We start from the raw sequence: 17,426 nt of genomic DNA on the forward strand, positions 1-17,426 counted from the left end.
AGTTGGCGGTGCGCCAAACGATCAGAAGGACGCTGGTCCAGGGGGCGAGCGTCGCCGCGGTGATCATCGCGGCCATGGCCGGAGCGCCGGCCGCCCATGCGGGCGCGATATACCCGGTCGCGGACCCGGACGGGTTCTACTACGGCCCAGCCGATCTCGGCAATTACGCGCCGGGCGACGTACTGCGGTCCCGGATCGTCCCCGCCCACCCGTGGCCGGGCTCGACCGTATGGCAGCTGGCCTTCCGGTCCACCAATTCCGAGGGCGGGCCCATCGCCGCCGTGACGACGCTGATCGTGCCCGGCGGCGGTCCGCGCCCGCTGGTCTCGTATCAGCCGTTCGTGAATTCCCTGGGCCTGCAATGCGCTCCGTCGCACGCCCTGCTCGACGGCGGGCTCAAAGAGGCGAGCGCGCTCAATCTGCTGCTCGCGCGCGGCTGGGCACTCAATGTGCCCGACCACCTGGGACCGACCAGTGCGTACGGGGCCGCACGGCTGGGCGGGCAGATCACCCTCGACAGCATTCGCGCCGCCAAACGCTTCGCCCCGGCCGGGCTCGCGGGATCGCCTGTGGGACTGGCCGGTTACTCCGGCGGGGCCATGGCGACCGGGTTCGCGGCGGCCATCGCCCCGGACTACGCGCCCGAACTGCCGATCGTCGGCGTCGCCCAGGGCGGAGTGCCGGTGAACCCCGGCAAGATCGCGATCGAGGCGGGCGATACGCCGCAGCCGCTGTTCGGACTCGGATTCGCGGTGGCGGTCGGGATTCAGCGCGAATACCCCGATCAGCTGCCGCTCGATCAGGCGCTGACCCCGGCCGGGTTCGCGCTGCGGGATCGGATCGCCAATGCCTGTGTGGACGACATCATTTCGGCCGGAGCCAATCACCGCATCGGTGAAATGTTCAATCGCGGTATGGAAAACGACCCGGTGATGATCCGGACCATGCACGACAACGCCCTGGAGATCGTGCCCGAGCTCATTCACGCACCCCTGTACGAATGGCACGGCAGCAACGATCAGGTGCCGCTCGGTCTCGCCCAGTACACGGCGGGCCGCTACTGCGCGGCGGGCACCCCGGTGCAGTTCGACATCATCCCCGGCGCCGACCACGGGACCGCGATGTTCCCGGGCGCTTCGAATGCCATCGGCTACCTCTCCGATCGCTTCGCCGGCATCCCGGCACCGTCGAACTGCCGTTGACCATCGCCGTGTGATGTACGAGAGGCCCTGCTCACCGCAGTGAGCAGGGCCTTTTCGCGTCCCGGAAAAGCACGGTCCCGCTCGCGCGTCCGCGAGCGGGACCGTCGTTTCTCACCTACCGAGCGGGAACGAATCTCAGTGGGCGAGAACGGGTTCGCCTTCGGCGGGCACCGGGACCTTGTTCGGGATGATGAACCCGGTCACCACCGCGCCGACCACGAAGATCGCGGCGGCCCACCAGAAGGTGGTGGTGTAGCTCTGCACCGCGGCCTCGGCCAGCACGCCCGGGGTGGGCGGGGTGTGGTCCGCGACGTAGTTCTCGAAAGCCGTTGCGGCCAAGGTCGACAGCAGCGCGGTGCCGATGGAACCGCCGACCTGCTGGCTGGTGTTCACCATGGCCGAGGCGACGCCGGCGTCGGTGTGGTGCACACCGGAGGTGGCGCCGGTGAACGCGGTCGACATGGCGGTACCGAGGCCGACACCCATCAGCAGCAGGCTGGGCAGGATGTGGCTGGCGTAGGCGGTGTCGACGCCGATGCGGGTCAGCAGGGCCATGCCCAGCGCGGAGAGCAGGAACCCGGTCACCAGGGTGACCTTCGGCCCGACCTTGGGCAGGAAGATCGAGGGCACCGTGACCGAGGAGGCCACCATGCCGGCCACCATGGGCAGGAACGCCAGGCCGGTGACGATCGGCGAGTACCCGAGCTGCTGCTGCATGTAGTAGGTCAGGAACAGGAACATCGCGAACATGCCGATGCCGATGGCGAAGACGGTGATGTAGGAGGCGCCGCGAGTGCGGTCCAGCACCACGCGCATGGGCAGCAGCGGATGGGCCACCCGCAGTTCGATGAAGACGAACAGCGCCAGCAGCGCCGCGCCGCCGATCAGGAAGGCCAGGGTGACGCTGTTGGTCCAGCCGTCGGATTCGGCGTGCGAGAAGCCGTACACGATGCCGAAGAGCGCCGCCGTGACGGTGACGGTGCCGGGCAGATCCAGCTTGGGCCGCTCGGTGGCGACATGCTTGGCCAGCAACAGGATCGCACCGACCAGCGCGATGGCCGCGAAGACCAGGTTCACGTACATGACCCAGCGCCACGACGCCCATTCGGTGAGCGCGCCGCCGAGCAGCAGGCCCAGCGCACCGCCCGCACCGGCGATGGCGCCGAAGATGCCGAACGCCTTGGCGCGTTCACCGGGTTCGGTGAAGGTGACCGTCAGCAGCGACAGTGCGGCGGGGGCCAGCAGTGCGGCGAAGACACCCTGTGCGACGCGAGCGCCGACCAGGATCTCGAAGTTGGCGGCCGCGCCGCCGACGGCGGAGGCCAGCGCGAAGCCGATCAGGCCAACGATGAAGGTGGTGCGGCGGCCGAAGAGATCGGAGAGGCGGCCGCCGAGCAGCAGCAGCGAACCGAAGGCGAGCGCGTAACCGGTGACCACCCACTGGCGGTCGGCGTTCGAGAAGCCGAGGTCGAGCTGGGCTTCGGGCAGCGCGATGTTCACCACGGTCGCGTCGAGCACGACCATCAGCTGGGCCACGCCGAGGACGGCGAGCACCCACCAGCGCATGGCGTGTGAGCCGCGGCGACCGGTGTCGGCCGGGGCGCTCACCTCTTTTTCGAGAGCAGTAGTCATGTGGATTTCCTCGTCCCCTAGGATTAACGGAGACAGCATCTCCGTTTCATTTCATGAAGCTACCAGCTAAACGGAGAGAAGTCCTCCACTTAATCCCGTTCCCTGTTAGGATTAGGGTGTGAATCACGTCACCACCGCGCCTCCACCTCGGCGCTTGCGTGCGGATGCGGCACGCAATCAGCAGCGCATCATCGCGGCCGCGCGCGAGCTCTTCGCCGATCGCGGGCTCGAGGTCACCCTCGACGACGTGGCCGAGCAGGCCGGCGTCGGCGTCGGCACCGTCTATCGCCGCTTCGCCAACAAGCAGGAGCTGATCCTCGAGGTCTTCGACCAGATGATCACCGAGCTCGGCCGGGCCTGTGAGGTCGCGCTGCACCATCCCGACCCGTGGCAGGGTTTGGCCGATCTGTTCGATTACGCCTGCCGTCACATGGCCGGCAATCGCGGCTTCGGTGAAGTGATGCTCGAAATGCACGACAGCATGGAGCGCTTCGTCTGCCTCAAGGACCGGGTACGCCCCGGCATGACCGCGGTCATCGAGCGCGCCAAGGCGGCGGGGGCGATTCAGCCCGAGATCGAGGCGGGCGACTTCTTCGCCATGGTGAACATGGTCGACGCGGTCGCGGGCTTCGCACGCCCGGTGAACCCCGATGCCTGGCAGCGCTATATGACCATGGTCCTCAACGGCATTCGTGGCGACGACCGCCCGCGCCTGCCGCTCACCACCCCGGCCCTGACCGAGGACGAGGTGGATCGCGCCAAGGCGGCCATGTACGAGTGCCGCAAGCGCTGATCGCGGCGCGAAAACCGGCGTTCTAGTAGCGCGGATCACACGCGCGGTTTACAGTTGGTCACATGACCAACTCTTGGGTGAATTGGGCTGGAGACCAGAGCTGCACTCCGGCGACCATCGCCGAACCGGGCACGCCCGAGGAAGTCGCCGCTCTACTGGCTCAGGCCGAGGCCGCCGGCCACACCGTTCGCGTCGCCGGATCCGGCCATTCCTTCACCGAAACCGTGCTCACCGACGGCACCCTGATGCGGCTGAACAAGCTGAACAAGATCCTGTCGGTGGACCGGGAGAGCGGGCTGGTGCGCGCCGAGGCGGGCATCACGCTCAATGCCGCCAGCAATGCCCTGCACCCGCTCGGACTGGCCTTCCCCAACCTGGGTGATATCGACGTGCAGTCCGTGGCCGGCGCCACCGCCACCGGCACCCACGGCACCGGCTCCAAGTTGCAGAACCTCTCGGCCGCACTGCAATCGGTCGAACTCATGCTGGCCGACGGCAGCCGGGTGGAGCTCAACGAACGGACCGATCCGGACGGCTGGCGCGCCGCGCGGGTGAACGTGGGGGCGCTCGGCGTGGTCACCGCCGTCACCCTGCAAATGGTGCCGTCGTTCGTGCTCGAAGGCGTGGAAACGCCCGAGCCCGTGGAGGATCTGCTGGCAGACCTCGACACCCATATCGACGGCAACGAGCACTTCGAGTTCTACGTCTTCGCGCACAGCCCGCTCGCGATGACCAAGCGCAACAACACCGTCGAGCTTCCGGAACAGCCGCGCGGCAAGGCCGTCGACTGGTTCTCCGACGTGCTGATGACCAACTACACCTTCGACGCGCTGTGCCGCCTCACCCGGCGCTACCCGTCCGCGATCCCCTATGTGCAGCGCGGCGCGGCCTACGCCGGCAGCTACCGGCGGCAGGTGGAACGGTCCTACAAGGTCTTCGCCAGCCCCCGCCTGTTCCGCTTCACCGAGATGGAATACGCCATCCCGCGCGAACATTCGGCCGACGCCATCCGCGAGATCAAGGAAGTCGCCAAGCACTACGACACCCCGATGCCGATCGAGGTGCGCTGGGTCGCCCCCGACGACGCCTTCCTCTCCCCCGCCGGCGGGCGCGAGACCTGCTACATCGCCGTGCACCAGTACCAGGGCATGGAGTACGAACCCTATTTCCGCGCCTGCGAAGCGGTGTTCAACCGCTACAACGGCCGCCCGCACTGGGGCAAACGCCATTTCCAGACCGCCGAGACCCTCCGCGAGCGCTACCCGAACTGGGACAAATTCGCCGAGGTCCGCAACCGCTTCGACCCCAAGGGGCGGTTCAGCAACGCGTATATCGATCGGGTGCTCGGCCCGCAGCACTGAGAAACCTCCGAGAGTCGGACATTCCGACTATGCTGGTTTGCTGAAAGATCGCTGCAAAGCGATACAGCTCGTCGAACTGTCCTGGATACGCGCCCGGTCCGCGGGCGCGTCCATATGCGAGGAGGTTCCGATGTCTTCTTTCGGCGACAAGATGGACGCGGCCGGCGACAAAGCCAAAGCCGATATGCAGGGCGCAGCCGATAAAACCCGCGATGCCGCCGGCAACGCCATGGGCGATATGAAGAACGCCGCGGATCAGATGGGCGACCGCCTCGAGCACGCCGCCGACGAAATGAAAGAGAAGGTCGGCGACTTCATGGGCAAAATGAAGGACAAGCTCGGCGGCGGCGCGAAGTAGGCCGGTACCGACGATGCCGACGAATGACGATATCGGCGACAACGCCGAACGGCTGGCCGACGACACCGGCAGCACCGCGGGCAATCTGGCCGATCAGGCCGGAGCCGCCGCCGGAAAGCTCGCCGAACGCGCCAGCGGCGCCGCCGCCGAACTCGCCGACCGTGCGCAGAGCGCGGCCGCCGAACTCGCCGACATGGCGAAGGCGTTCGCCGACAAGCTCAATACCGAGGATGTGCAAGTCACCCTCGAACAGGTGCGGGCCAATCTCGAACACGCCGCCCAGGACGTGATGGCGGCCGTGAACGAGATCGTCAACACCGTCAAGGACAAGGTCAGCGGCAAGTAGCACCCATGCGACCCCGATCCCGGGCTGTCCGCACGCCCGGGACCGGGGTTGTTCCAACAGCACAGGGGATTTCGTGAGCGCACCGAGCAGTACCCCGCCCGTACCGGCCGTGCATCACCGGGCCGCGGTGGCGCCCAGGGTTTTCTGGCCGTCCGCCGTCGTCGTGCTGGCATTCACGGTGTACGCCATCGTGTTTCAAGATACCGCCGCACGACAGGCGAAAGCCTTGCAGGACAATGTGATCGGCGGATTTGGCTGGTATTACATCGTCATCGTCACGCTGTTCGTGGTGTTCGCGATCTGGCTGGGGCTGGGCCGGTTCGGCGACATCATCCTCGGCGACGACGGCGAAACCGCCCAATACTCCATGGGCGCATGGCTTTCCATGCTGTTCGCGGCGGGCATGGGCATCGGGCTGGTGTTCTGGGGTGTGGCCGAGCCGCTGTTCCATTACGACGATCCGCGCCCGGGCGTCGGCGAGACGCCCGCTCAGCGCGCGGACGCCGCCATGGTGCAGACCTTCCTGCACTGGGGGATTCACCCGTGGGCCATCTACGTGGTGGTGGGTTTGGCCATCGCGTATTCGATTCATCGCAAGGGCCGGCCGGTGTCGATCCGCTGGTCGCTGGAGTCGCTGGTGGGCGACAAGATCCGGGGCTGGCGCGGGGACGTCATCGATATCGTGGCGGTGATCGGCACCGTTTTCGGCGTGGCCACCTCGCTCGGGCTGGGCGTACTCCAGATCTCGGCGGGGCTGAATTATCAAGGCTGGATTCACGAACCGGGTAAGGGCGCGCAGGTGGTGCTGATCGTGGTGGTCACCGCGCTGGCCACCATCTCGGTGGTGACCGGCGTCGACAAGGGCATCAAGCTGCTGTCGCAGGCGAATATGGGGATCGCGGGGCTGCTGCTGCTCTTCGTGCTGGTGGCCGGGCCGACCCTGTTCATCGTCAACGACCTGGTGCAGAACATCGGGGCGTATATCCAGACGCTGCCGAAGATCAGCCTCTATACCGGGGCCACCGAGGGGCCGACCGGCACCGCCTGGACGCAGCAGTGGACCGTTTTCTATTGGGGCTGGTGGATTTCCTGGGCCCCGTTCGTGGGGGTCTTCATCGCCCGTATTTCGCGCGGGCGCACCGTGCGCGAGTTCGTTGCCGGGGTATTGCTGGTGCCGACCCTGCTGACCTTCGTCTGGTTCGCCGTCTTCGGCGGGGCGGGTCTGCATCGCGAAATGTTCGGCGGCGGTGGACTGGTCGGCCCCGACGGCCCGGACCGCGACAGCGCGCTCTTCGCCCTGCTGCACACCCTGCCCGGCGGCACCGTCACCGCGGGCCTGGCGATTCTGGTCATCGTGCTGTTCTTCGTCACCTCGGCCGACTCCGGCGCGCTGGTGGTGAACATGCTCTCCTCCGGCGGCAATCCGGAACCACCGAACTGGAGCCGGATCTTCTGGACCTGCGCGCAGGGCGCGGTCGCCATCGCACTGCTGGTGGCCAGCGGCACCGGCGCGTCGGCGCTGACCACGCTGCAAACCGTGGCCATCCTGATCGCGCTGCCGTTCAGCGTCGTCATGCTCGCCATGTGCGCCGCGCTGGTGCGCACCTTCCGCGCCGAAAACACACCGGACGGCCGGGTGTGAGCTGCGCAATGTGACGTAAGAGACGGCGGTGTGCCGTGTACGAAACGGGGTTCGGCCAGCGCCTAGACTCCGGCGCGGAAGATTACGAATTCGTCTTGGATTGGATCAGTCAGCGTCATGCTCAAGGGCTTCAAAGATTTCCTGATGAGGGGCAATGTCATCGATCTCGCGGTCGCGGTGGTGATGGGTACCGCCTTCACCGCGATCGTCACCTCGGTGACCAAGGGGCTCATCGAACCCTTGCTCGCCGTGCTCGGCGGCAACAGCGAATTCGGGCTGGGCTTCCAGATCCTCGCGGGCAAGCCGTCGACCTTCGTGGCGCTCGGGCCGATCATCAGCGCGGCCATCAACTTCGTCACCGTCGCGGCCGTGCTCTACTTCGTGCTCATCCTGCCGATGAACCACCTGAAGGCGCGGCTCTCCAAGCCCACCGAGGTCAAGGCCGACCCGACCGAACTCGAACTCCTCACCGAGATCCGCGACCTGCTCGCCAAGCAGCAGGGCGATGCGCTGAAGAAGTAGGGGGCGGGCAACTCTCGGACTCTCAGGGGCTTCGCCCCCGAACCCCCTGGGACTCTGCGGGAGCGTCGCCCCCGAACCTCCCGGGACTCTGCGGGAGCGTCACCCCCGAACCTCCTCGGGACGCTCCGCACCTCCGCCCCCAACCCCCTCGGGCCTCTCCGCACCTCCGCGGCGAACCCGCGGGAACGCTGCGGGCGTCCGAGACGCGGCGGCGTCGACCTCGAACGACCGCGGGAGTCCCGCTGTCCTGCCGCTGAAACCGATCACGACTTCCCGGTGGGCTTGGTGCTGAAGCTCGGGTGCTGGGCCGGGCAGCGGCTAGGGTGCTAGCCAGAGTGTTGCTGTGCGGTGCTGGCGGTGCGCGAGGAAGGCGGGAGCGTGGGCGGGAACTCTCCGGGGGAGTTGTCCGGGGCGCGGGGCGGCGATGTGGGGCGGGGGCCGGGTGGGCGGTGGTACATGCTCGCGGTGTTGTGCGCGAGCCTGCTGCTGGTCGCCATGGACGCCACGATTCTGAATGTGGCGCTGCCCTCGCTGATCGACCATATGGAACCCAGTCCGATGGAACAGCTCTGGATCGTGGATCTGTACGGGCTCGTGCTGGGCGGGCTGCTCATCACGACCGGGGCGATCGGTGATCGGTACGGGCGGAAGCGGCTCTTCATCGGCGGATTCGTGCTTTTCGGGCTGGCTTCGGTGGTGGCGGCGACCGCGCACGTGCCCGCGCAATTGATCGCGGGGCGGGCGCTGCTGGGCGTCGGCGGGGCCATGGTGATGCCGTCCACGCTCTCGCTGATCCGCAATATCTTCACCGACGATCGCGAACGCACCACGGCCATCGGCATCTGGGCGTCGGTGGCGGGCGCGGGCGCGGCGATCGGGCCGTTGGTGGGCGGGCATCTGGTCGAGCGGTTCGGCTGGTCGGCGGCCTTCTGGCTGAACGTGCCGGTGGTCGTCATCACCGTGGTTGCCGGATTGTGGCTGCTGCCCGAGTACCGGGCTCCGCAGGTGGGGCGGCTCGACTATTTCAGCGCAGTGCTGTCGGTGCTCGGCATCATCGCGCTGGCATGGGGCATCAAGCATGTGGCCAAGGGTGATCCGGCCCCGGCCGATCTGCTGATCCTGGCGGCCGCGTTCCTGCTGCTCGGCCTGTTCGCCTATCGCCAATCGCGTTCGCCCGACCCACTGTTGGATGTCCGGCTGTTCCGCAACCGCGCCTTCACCGCCGCGGCGCTGGCCACGCTGCTGGCCATGCTCGCCATCGGCGCGGCGCTGTTCCTGATCTCCTTGTGGCTGCAATACATTCACGGCTACTCACCGTCGGAAGCCGGTTTGCGTACGCTGCCCGCGGCCATCGCGACCCTGCTCGGTTCGCTCGCCACGCCCTGGCTCATGCGACATGTCGGCGTCCGAATCCTGATGGGCGGTGCGCTCGGTGCGCTCGCGCTCGGCTTCCTGGTGCTGGCGGCCGTCCCTGATACCACCTACCCGTTGGTCGCCGCGGTGCTGGTCTGCCTGGGCATCGGCGACGGCGTGGCCATCACCACCGCCGCGGCCGTGCTGGTTTCGGCCGTGCCCGCCGAACGCGCGGGCATGGCGGGCGCGGTCGAGGAGACCAATTACGAGCTCGGCATCGGCCTGGGCGTGGCATTGCTGGGCAGCATCCACGGCCGCCTGTTCGTCTCACACATGACCGACCTCCCGCTCCGCGGCGATCAACTCGAGACCGCCCGCGGTTCGGTCGGCGGCGCGGCCTACATCGCCGACGAGATCGGCGGTGAAACCGGCGCCCGCATCCTCGAAACCGCCCGGCACGCTTACGATTCCGCCCTCACCACCACATCGTGGATCTCGGCCGCCATGGTCGGCGCGGTCGCCGTTCTCACCGTCGTGCTGGTCCCGCGCGGCTTCACCGCCACCAGCTCGCACTGACGCCGGCGCGAGCCGCGACCGGGCGCCGGCTACTCAGCCGGAACCGGCTTGTGCGGCACGCCGAGCCGGTACAGCCCGCGCAGGTCATAGGTGTGGGTGGTGACCGCGCCCAGCAAGACTCCGAGCCCCAGGCCGAAGACCGTCATCCAGATGCCGGTGCTCAGGCCCGCCTCCAGGTGCCCGTCGAAGAACAGGATGGCGCGCACCGCCAGATAGATCTGGTGCATGGGTTCGAAATGCGACAGGAAGGCGATGTAGCGCGGCGTCGCCTCGACCGGGATGGTCCCCGAGGACGAGGGCAGGCCCAGGATGACGAAGACGATCATGTTGATGATCAGGCCCAGGGTGCCGAAGGCGGCCAGCACGGAGAGCCCGGTGACCGAGACCGCGGCGATGGCCAGGGTGCCGTAGAGGTACAGCGGCAGCGCGTGATCGATGGGCATGTCCAGCAGGGTGGCGATACCGAGGAACACGCCGGAGATGATCGGCGCGGTCACCACCGCGATACCCCATTTGGCCAGCAGTGTCCGCCAGCGGCTGATGGCGATCGGCGCGGTGAGGTGCTTGTACCAGGGGCCGTATTCGGCGGGCAGATAGCCGAGGGTGTTGTCCACCATCGAGTGAATGATCAGCGAGGCGCTGAAGCCGGAGAACAGCAGGATGAGGGTGTAGAAGAACGCGGACAGGCCCTGTCCGGTGCCTTCGGGCAGGGGGCGGTACGCGCTGATCTGCACGTCGATGGGCTTGGCCAGTTGCAGCCGGGCCGCGCCGCTGAGCTCGGCCCCGGGCAGTTTCGCTTTGACCTGATCGGCGAGCTGGGTGCCCACGGTGGCATTGACCTGTGCCAGCGTCCGGTCACCGACCCGGGTCACGATCTGCGAGGCGTAGGTGCCCGCACGCGGATTGGTGTGCACGCTGATGAACGGCCGCTCGACGTCCCCGGGCACCACCGAGGCGGCCGCGAGGATGGAGAGGCGTTTGCTGAAGTCGCTGGGAATGACGATCGCGCCGTAGATCTCGCCGTTCTGCAACTCGCGATGCATCTCGTTGATGCCGATGAGCCGCAGGTCGACCTTGTCCGCGGGCACCTTCGAGGTCAGTCCTTCGGCGACCTGATCACCGATATTGATCGCCTTGCCGTCGACCACGTCCCCGTCGTCCTGATTGACCAGCGCGACCGGGAAGTCGTGCAGGTTCTTCTCCGGATCGGAGGTGTAGCCGAGGTACATGACGCCCATGAGCGCGGCCAGCAAGGTGACCACGAGCATCGGGCCGATCCAGCCGCGCAGCGGCACATTGTTTTTCGTCATAGCATCCGCAAATGTAGGCAGTGACTACAAAGTAGTCAACGCCAACATCCCGGAGTGTGTCCGATATCCTGCTGTCACCATGTCCATCAAGCAACGAGCCGTGGAGCGGGTCCGCTCCTACCATCACGGGGATCTGCGGGCCGAACTGCTGCGCCGCGCCGAGGCCACCCTGCGACGCGCCGGCGTCGACGGTTTGTCGCTACGCCAGCTCGCCCGCGATACCGGCGTCAGCCACGCCGCGCCGAGCCGGCATTTCAAGGACAAGCAGGCGCTGCTGGATGAGCTGGTGGTGGCGGGTTTCGACCGGCTGCGCGACTCCTTCGAGGAGGCCGCGGCCACCGACACCTTCCTGGATCGGCTGCACGGTATGGCCCGGGCCTATCTGCGCTTCGCCATGGACAATCCGGAGTTGCTGGCTTTGATGTTCGCGCGCAAGAGCCGTCCGGTGCCCGCCGTCGAGCAGGCCGCCAGCCGCGCCTTCCTGGTGCCGATCACCATGGTCACCGAGGCGCAGCAGCTCGGCGAGGTGGTGCCGGGCGATCCGCGCCGCATCTGTCTCTCGGCGGTGGCGGCCTTGCAGGGGCTGGCCTCGATCGTCGGATCGGGCCTCGTCGCGGCCGGTGAGGCGGATGAGATCTTCGAAGAGACGGTGACCCACATGCGCGAAGGGTTGCGGCCCCGAAACTGAAAGTGCCGCGGACCCGATACCGTGGTGTGCGTGATGTGCGAGGGCGGACAGTGACGATCGAAGGCAGTGCTTTGCGGCGCGGCGTGCGGGCCGAGGAGCATGGCGAGACCGCCGGCGTGCGACCCGCGGGAGCATGGTGACCGTCGAGGGCCGCCTGTACGGCGGTCGTGCGGTGACCGAACGCAAAGCCGAACGGCGGCAACGGTTTCTGGATGCCGCCATCGCCAGCTTCGGTGAACGCGGCTACGCCAACTGTTCGCTCGCCGATCTGTGCGCCGTCGCCGGGCTGTCCAAGCGGCAGTTCTACGAGGAGTTCGCGACCCGCGAGGACGTGCTAATCGCGGCGTACGACCATATCCAGGATCAAGCCGCCGCCGCCTTGGCCGCGGCCCTGGGCGGCACCGAACTCGCCCCCGATCCGGTCGCCACGGTGACCCGGGCGCTGACCGGCTACCTCGGCTCGGTCGGCTCCGACCCCAACCGCGCCAAGGTCGCCTTCGTCGAGGTGGTCGGCGTCAGCGAGCGCATGGAACAGCATCGCCGCGCCCGCCGCCACACCTGGATCGCCACCATCCTGCTCGCGCTGGAACCCCTCGCGGGACCCGGCGCGCGGATTCGCGGCAATCCCGAGCTCGCCGGTAGCGCCCTGATCGGCGCCATCAACGGCCTGGCACACGAGTGGCTGCTCTCCGACCCGCGGCCGCCGGTGCCCGAGCTGGTGGAACTGCTGGTCCCGGTGGCGGTTTCGCTGATCGTCCAGCCCTAGTGCATCAGGTGCGGCGGCTCGAAGCGGCCATGGTGACCGGCCGGCGCTGGCGGCCGGCGCCGTTTCGCGCGTTGATCGTGGACGATGCGGAGCTGGGCGTGATCGCGCGTCAGCTGGTGTGGGCGATCTTCGCCGCCGGGGACGCCTCGAACGCGGCCGGGCCGGAGAAACCCGCAGGCACCGTGCTCGGAGCTTTCCGGGTGCATACCGGTGGCGAGCTCACGGATGCGTCGGGCGGGTCCATCGAGCTACCGGAGGAGGCGCTGGTCGGGGTGGCCCATCCACTGCATCTCGGTGACTCGCTGCGCCGATGGCGACGAGCCTTCGCCGAACGCGCGACGAGCCAGCCCTTCGAGCAGCTCCATCGGGCCGTGCATCGGCTCACCGCGAAGGAAGCGACGGCAGATCGCTTGCGCCGCTTCGACAATCAGTCGATCCCGACCGGACGGCTGTACACCATGCAACGCCAGGGCTGGGAGCTGACCAATGACGAGATCTCCCTACCCGTCGGCGTCCGGCGCCGGGTGCGCGTCGCCCTCGACCCCGGCCTGCAAGGCGGTTACCGCTACGAGGCCGAGGAGCAGCGCATCGTCTCGGTGACCATCGAAGGCGGCACCTTCGGCGCGATCGACGAAGTCACCGCCTCCGAAATGCTGCGTCAGCTGGCGCGGCCCGCGGCTTCGGCACCCGCACGGCGGCCGAAGAACGATCCCGCCCCGAGCTGAGTCCCGCTCGCGTACCCCTTGCCGTCCTGGGCGAGCGTGGCTGCGGTGGCGCCGGCCGCGTACAGACCTGGAATCGGTGTCCCGTTGTCCCGCAGCACTTCTCCGGCGGCGGAGGTCCGCAACCCACCGAGCGTGAAGCCGGCGTAGAGCGCCTTGCCGAGGGTGAGATCGAACGCGCCCCACGGCCCGCGGTCCTGCGGCTCCAGCCACTCGGCCCCCTTGTGGAAGTCCGGGTCCTCGCCGCGCGCCGCGTGCTCGTTGTACCGATCCAAGGTGGATTTCAGTGCGTGATAAGGGATTCCGAGCCCCTCCGCCATCTCCTGCACCGTCTCCCAGCCGTCGATGAACGGCGCGAGCGGAAAGGCCGGGCGCTCCATATGCTCCGAGTCGACGATCAGATACGCTGCCGCACCGGGCTGTTCGAGCACGAAGGCCGAGGTCCGGGAGTGATAGGAATCCTCGGCGACGAACCGTTCACCGTTGCGGTTCACCACGATTCCGGTCAGCAGCCGCGCCGGCGGATACACCGGCGCGGTCACGAACGCCTGATCCATATTGCGGGTGCCCGCGCCCGCCGACACCCCCAGCCGGATGCCCAGGCCGTCGTCGTAGGTGGTGCCGAGCACGAACGGCTTCTCGGCCAGCCACGGCACGTGCGCCGCCACCATCTCGGAGTTCATGACGAAGCCGCCGGCGGCCAGCACCACCGATTTCGCCCGCACCGCACCGGTTTCGCCGGGCTTGCGCCAGGCCACACCGACCACGGTGCCGTCCGGGCCGGCGATCAGGTTCGTCACGCCGGTCTCGTACCGGACCTCCACCCCCAGCGCCGCCGCCCGCTTCACCAGCAGTTCGATCACCATTGCCGCGCCCTGGGTTTCGCCCGGCACCGGCACCTTGTGCCCGCGCGGCGCGGGTACCGCCTGGTCACGGTAGGGCCAGACCTTCTCGTTGCCGGTGTACATCAGCCCTTCGGTGCCGGGCTGGATCACCGCCTTCTCCGGGTAGTAGCTGCGCTCGAATTCGAAGCCGAGGGCTTCCAGCCAGTCGAAGTGCTCGACGCTGCCGTCGCAGTAGGCGCGGATCTTCTCCGGTTCCGGATCGCGGGCGACCGCCATCAGGTACCGGTACATCTCCTCGGCGGAATCCTTTTGCCCCGTGGCCTGCTGGACCGCGGTGCCGCCGCCCAGGTAGAAGTGCCCGCCCGCCAGCGCGGTGGTGCCGCCGGCCACCGCGGCGCGTTCCAGCACCAGCACCCGGGCTCCGCGCGCCGCCGCCTCGACCGCCGCGCAGCCGCCCGCGATGCCGAATCCGGCGACTACCACGTCGAATTCGTCACCCCACTCGGTAATCGACTCCGCGGCAATCAGTTCCGGCAATGGTGTGCTCACGACGCATCCTTCTTGATCTGTTCGAAGAACAATCGCATACCGGGCCCGACTTCGGCCAGCTCCAGGTACGGCATCCCGGCCGCCGCGCCGTCGAGGTAGGCGAAGCGCATCTGCCCGCCCATATCGCCCTGTTGCAGCACCTCGATACCTTGTGCCGCAGCGGTTTTCAAGGCGGCGTCGAAGTCCTCCGGTTCCACGCACACGTGATGCAGTCCCGGACCGCCGCGCTCGAGGAACTCGCTGTAGATGGAGGTCCCGCGCACCGGCTGGATCAGCTCCAATTGCATATCGCCGCTGTAGGACAGCGAAATGTGTGCCGTGAAATCCGCGGGTTCGCCACGGTAGGTACAGGTCTCGGGCGCGAAGTGCACCTCCGGCATCCGCATCCACTTGCGCGCACCCATGGTCGCGGTCAGGAATTCCTCGCCCCGCGCTATATCCGCGACGACCCAGGCGATCTGGGTGACGGGGCCTTCGGCAACCTGCATCGATACTCCGCTCGCTGAACCGGTATCGGCAGTTAATCATATTCGCTTAATACGTCAAGCCCGGAGACCGGACAGCGGCTTGGGCACACGAAAACGGCCCGGCCCATCGGGACCGGGCCGGGTGGAACTCGGTTCAGGCCATCGTCTTGCGCATGGCCTTGACGGTGCGGATGGTGATGACCGTCAGCACCGTGACCGTGCCCGCCATCAGCACACTGGACAGCCACGCCATGGTCGAAACCGGCAGCTGATAGGCCAGCACGATCCGGGTAGCGGACTCGGCGAGCAGGCCCGCGCCCCACAGTGCGGACAACCGGGTGTGCACGCGGCGGACCACCGCATTGGTGCGGTACGCCTGCTCGATCTCCGCTGCTCGCGCGGTTCCGGCCAGCGCCTTGCGCACCGCCTGGTAGGTGAGCGGCTTACCCAGCAGGGTGGCGATCAGGAAGGCCGCGCCGACCGCGGCGGTGCCGAAGGAATCCCGCACGATCATCATCCGGGCGTCACCGCTGATCATCGAACCGATCAGGCCGATCGCGAAGCCGCCCAGCACGATCGCCGCGAAAAGATCGAGCTTGCGAGCCCGCACCACCCCGGCGGCCACGATCACCCCCGAGGCGACCGCGCCCGCCAGCAGCGCCACGAAATCCGAACAGCCCGCCGCGTGCAGGGCGTAGTAGGCGGCCATCGGCACCAGGATGTCGCGGGCGATCGGAGCCAGCATCTTGCGCAGTTCCGGGCGCGCCGGGGTATTCGGGGCGGTGGTGACGGTGGTGTCGGTGCTGGTCATTTCGGCTGCTCCCCTGTAATCGACTGAGCCTTACAGGAATTGAATCTACGAGCGCGCGAGCTCGTGCAGATCTGCCAACCATCACCTGTCCGGCATGACAACTGTCATGCCTGCGCGGCGTTCTCCAGTGAGATGCCCTTGGTCTCGGGCGCGCCCCAGACGCAGATCCCGAAGCCGACGGCGGTGAGCGCGGCGGCGGCCAGGAAGGTGGGGCCCATGCCGTAATGGTCCAGCGACCACGGCAGCAGATAGGTGCCCAGCGCCGCGCCGACGCGGCTGATGGAGGTGGCGAAACCGACCGCGGTGGCGCGAATGTGGGTGGGGAACAACTCGTTCGGATACGTCCAGTCCAGCACGTTCGGGCCGCCGCAGAAGAACGCGTACAGGCACAGCATGGTGAAGGCGAGCATCGCGGGCATGCTCGGCCAGATGCCGATGAACAGCACCGGCAGGATCATCAACCCGAAGCACCAGATGATGACCGGACGGCGGCCCACGGTGTCGATGAGCCGCATGGCGGGCAGGCACCCGACCAGGAACACCGAGCTGATCAGGGCGGTGCCGAGGGTGTCCATCCAAGTGCCGGAGGGCATTCCGAAGGCGGCCAGGATCTCCGGGCCGAAGGTGAGCATGGCGAACAGCACCGCGACCTGGCAGAGGAAGAAACCGCAGCAGAAGATGGTGCGCTTGCGGTACTCGGGGGTGAAGAGTTCCCGCAGTGAGCCGTGTTTGGCCGGGGTCTCACCGGTCTCCATCATGTCGCGCGGCGCGACGTCGACGTGCAGGAATTTCTGCACCATGGCGGCGGATTCGTCGGCGCGACCGTGCTGGGCCAGCCAGCGCGGGGATTCCTTGGCCGAGCCCTGCCGCACCATCAGGAAGAACGCGCACAACACCGCGGCGCTCGCCAGCTGCCAGCGCCAGCTGCCATTGCCGAAGAAGGTCAGGAACAGATAGCCGACCACGTAGGCCAGGACCGAACCGGCGTACCAGGCGACGATCTGGAAACCGAGCAGCCGGCCGCGCATTTTGAGCGGCAGCCATTCACCCAGCAATGAGGTGGCGATCGGATAGTCGGCCGAGACCGCCATACCGAGGACGAACCGCAGCACCACGATGAGCCAGGTGCTCTCGACCCAGAAGGAGAGGATCGAGCACAGGCCCATGACCACCAGGTCGGCGGTGTACATGACTTCCCGGCCGATCTTGTCGGTGATCACGCCGAACAGCGCGCCACCCACGAACATGCCGATAAGCGCTGCGGCGCCGATCAATTGGACTTCACCGGTGCTGAGGTCGAGTTCGGGGCGCATGCCGATCAGCGCGGTGCCGACGATGCTCAGGATGTAGCCGTCCAGCAGCGGGCCGCCGGAGCAGGCGACCGCGAGCCGCTTGTGGAAGGACGTGAACGGTGCGTCGTCGATTACCGTGCTCAACTCTCGCCCTCCTGACCCCCGGACCCAGCTTCGCGAATATCTGGCAA

17 protein-coding genes are annotated in these 17,426 nt (G+C 67.6%); 11 read left to right on the forward strand and 6 right to left on the reverse strand.

Going from position 1 to position 17,426, the window contains the following annotated elements; translation table 11 throughout:
* Positions 1 to 8: 8 nt before the first annotated feature.
* On the forward strand, positions 9 to 1,202 hold the full coding sequence (locus NI1_RS21995; protein ID WP_067824122.1) for a lipase family protein: 1,194 nt from the start codon (positions 9 to 11) through the stop codon (positions 1,200 to 1,202).
* 135 nt (positions 1,203 to 1,337) lie between these two features.
* Here the strand turns inward: NI1_RS21995 and NI1_RS22000 are convergent, their stop codons facing one another.
* The gene (locus NI1_RS22000) at positions 1,338 to 2,834 is read right to left on the reverse strand and encodes an MFS transporter (protein ID WP_067824125.1); all 1,497 of its coding nucleotides are present in this window, start codon (positions 2,832 to 2,834) and stop codon (positions 1,338 to 1,340) included.
* A 118-nt stretch (positions 2,835 to 2,952) separates the two neighbouring features.
* Between NI1_RS22000 and NI1_RS22005 the strand changes: the two genes are divergently transcribed.
* From NI1_RS22005 to NI1_RS22035, 7 genes are all read left to right on the forward strand, one after another.
* Positions 2,953 to 3,627: a TetR/AcrR family transcriptional regulator gene (locus NI1_RS22005; RefSeq protein WP_067824128.1), complete on the forward strand. Its 675-nt coding sequence runs from the start codon at positions 2,953 to 2,955 to the stop codon at positions 3,625 to 3,627.
* 62 nt (positions 3,628 to 3,689) lie between these two features.
* Positions 3,690 to 4,988: a D-arabinono-1,4-lactone oxidase gene (locus NI1_RS22010; RefSeq protein WP_067824131.1), complete on the forward strand. Its 1,299-nt coding sequence runs from the start codon at positions 3,690 to 3,692 to the stop codon at positions 4,986 to 4,988.
* Between the two features lie 130 nt (positions 4,989 to 5,118).
* Positions 5,119 to 5,346, forward strand: coding sequence for a hypothetical protein (locus NI1_RS22015; protein ID WP_067824134.1), 228 nt, complete (start codon positions 5,119 to 5,121; stop codon positions 5,344 to 5,346).
* A gap of 13 nt (positions 5,347 to 5,359) precedes the next feature.
* On the forward strand, positions 5,360 to 5,692 hold the full coding sequence (locus NI1_RS22020) for a hypothetical protein (protein WP_067824136.1): 333 nt from the start codon (positions 5,360 to 5,362) through the stop codon (positions 5,690 to 5,692).
* Between the two features lie 73 nt (positions 5,693 to 5,765).
* Positions 5,766 to 7,334, forward strand: a complete 1,569-nt coding sequence (locus NI1_RS22025) for a BCCT family transporter (protein ID WP_218026803.1) — start codon at positions 5,766 to 5,768, stop codon at positions 7,332 to 7,334.
* A gap of 117 nt (positions 7,335 to 7,451) precedes the next feature.
* Positions 7,452 to 7,856, forward strand: coding sequence for a large conductance mechanosensitive channel protein MscL (gene mscL, locus NI1_RS22030; protein ID WP_067824142.1), 405 nt, complete (start codon positions 7,452 to 7,454; stop codon positions 7,854 to 7,856).
* Positions 7,857 to 8,234: 378 nt separating this feature from the next.
* Positions 8,235 to 9,785: an MFS transporter gene (locus NI1_RS22035; protein ID WP_245663356.1), complete on the forward strand. Its 1,551-nt coding sequence runs from the start codon at positions 8,235 to 8,237 to the stop codon at positions 9,783 to 9,785.
* Positions 9,786 to 9,814: 29 nt separating this feature from the next.
* Here the strand turns inward: NI1_RS22035 and NI1_RS22040 are convergent, their stop codons facing one another.
* Entirely contained in the window at positions 9,815 to 11,095 is a 1,281-nt protein-coding gene (locus tag NI1_RS22040) for a YhgE/Pip domain-containing protein (protein ID WP_067824148.1), read from the reverse strand.
* Between the two features lie 79 nt (positions 11,096 to 11,174).
* On the opposite strand from NI1_RS22040, the gene NI1_RS22045 reads away from it, so the two are divergent.
* From NI1_RS22045 to NI1_RS22055, 3 genes are all read left to right on the forward strand, one after another.
* Positions 11,175 to 11,783 (forward strand): TetR/AcrR family transcriptional regulator, encoded by a 609-nt coding sequence (locus NI1_RS22045; RefSeq protein WP_067824151.1) that lies wholly within the window; start codon positions 11,175 to 11,177, stop codon positions 11,781 to 11,783.
* 133 nt (positions 11,784 to 11,916) lie between these two features.
* Complete coding sequence (locus NI1_RS22050) at positions 11,917 to 12,549, forward strand: TetR/AcrR family transcriptional regulator (protein ID WP_067824154.1); 633 nt, start codon at positions 11,917 to 11,919, stop codon at positions 12,547 to 12,549.
* Positions 12,550 to 12,557: 8 nt separating this feature from the next.
* Positions 12,558 to 13,274: a DUF4132 domain-containing protein gene (locus NI1_RS22055; RefSeq protein WP_157535259.1), complete on the forward strand. Its 717-nt coding sequence runs from the start codon at positions 12,558 to 12,560 to the stop codon at positions 13,272 to 13,274.
* Here NI1_RS22055 and NI1_RS22060 read toward each other — a convergent pair.
* The 4 genes from NI1_RS22060 to NI1_RS22075 all read right to left on the reverse strand — a co-directional run bounded on the left by NI1_RS22060 (position 13,208) and on the right by NI1_RS22075 (position 17,379).
* Complete coding sequence (locus tag NI1_RS22060; protein WP_067824159.1) at positions 13,208 to 14,665, reverse strand: FAD-binding protein; 1,458 nt, start codon at positions 14,663 to 14,665, stop codon at positions 13,208 to 13,210. The genes NI1_RS22055 and NI1_RS22060 overlap by 67 nt on opposite strands.
* Complete coding sequence (locus NI1_RS22065; protein ID WP_067824160.1) at positions 14,662 to 15,153, reverse strand: VOC family protein; 492 nt, start codon at positions 15,151 to 15,153, stop codon at positions 14,662 to 14,664. The genes NI1_RS22060 and NI1_RS22065 overlap by 4 nt, the downstream gene beginning before the upstream one ends.
* Before the next feature lie 133 nt (positions 15,154 to 15,286).
* Complete coding sequence (locus NI1_RS22070; RefSeq protein ID WP_067824163.1) at positions 15,287 to 15,943, reverse strand: VC0807 family protein; 657 nt, start codon at positions 15,941 to 15,943, stop codon at positions 15,287 to 15,289.
* A gap of 104 nt (positions 15,944 to 16,047) precedes the next feature.
* Positions 16,048 to 17,379: an MFS transporter gene (locus NI1_RS22075; protein WP_067824166.1), complete on the reverse strand. Its 1,332-nt coding sequence runs from the start codon at positions 17,377 to 17,379 to the stop codon at positions 16,048 to 16,050.
* Between the last annotated feature and the right edge of the window lie 47 nt (positions 17,380 to 17,426).

The sequence above is a fragment of the Nocardia inohanensis NBRC 100128 genome, assembly GCF_001612945.1.
GTDB lineage: Bacteria > Actinomycetota > Actinomycetes > Mycobacteriales > Mycobacteriaceae > Nocardia > Nocardia inohanensis.

Excerpts from the sequence above, each read along its gene's own strand:
- NI1_RS22000 (WP_067824125.1), bottom strand. The coding sequence starts at position 2,834 with ATGACTACTGCTCTCGAAAAAGAGGTGAGCGCCCCGGCCGACACCGGT.
- NI1_RS22010 (WP_067824131.1), top strand. The coding sequence starts at position 3,690 with ATGACCAACTCTTGGGTGAATTGGGCTGGAGACCAGAGCTGCACTCCG.
- NI1_RS22015 (WP_067824134.1), top strand. The coding sequence starts at position 5,119 with ATGTCTTCTTTCGGCGACAAGATGGACGCGGCCGGCGACAAAGCCAAA.
- NI1_RS22020 (WP_067824136.1), top strand. The coding sequence starts at position 5,360 with ATGCCGACGAATGACGATATCGGCGACAACGCCGAACGGCTGGCCGAC.
- mscL (WP_067824142.1), top strand. The coding sequence starts at position 7,452 with ATGCTCAAGGGCTTCAAAGATTTCCTGATGAGGGGCAATGTCATCGAT.
- NI1_RS22040 (WP_067824148.1), bottom strand. The coding sequence starts at position 11,095 with ATGACGAAAAACAATGTGCCGCTGCGCGGCTGGATCGGCCCGATGCTC.
- NI1_RS22045 (WP_067824151.1), top strand. The coding sequence starts at position 11,175 with ATGTCCATCAAGCAACGAGCCGTGGAGCGGGTCCGCTCCTACCATCAC.
- NI1_RS22050 (WP_067824154.1), top strand. The coding sequence starts at position 11,917 with ATGGTGACCGTCGAGGGCCGCCTGTACGGCGGTCGTGCGGTGACCGAA.
- NI1_RS22065 (WP_067824160.1), bottom strand. The coding sequence starts at position 15,153 with ATGCAGGTTGCCGAAGGCCCCGTCACCCAGATCGCCTGGGTCGTCGCG.
- NI1_RS22070 (WP_067824163.1), bottom strand. The coding sequence starts at position 15,943 with ATGACCAGCACCGACACCACCGTCACCACCGCCCCGAATACCCCGGCG.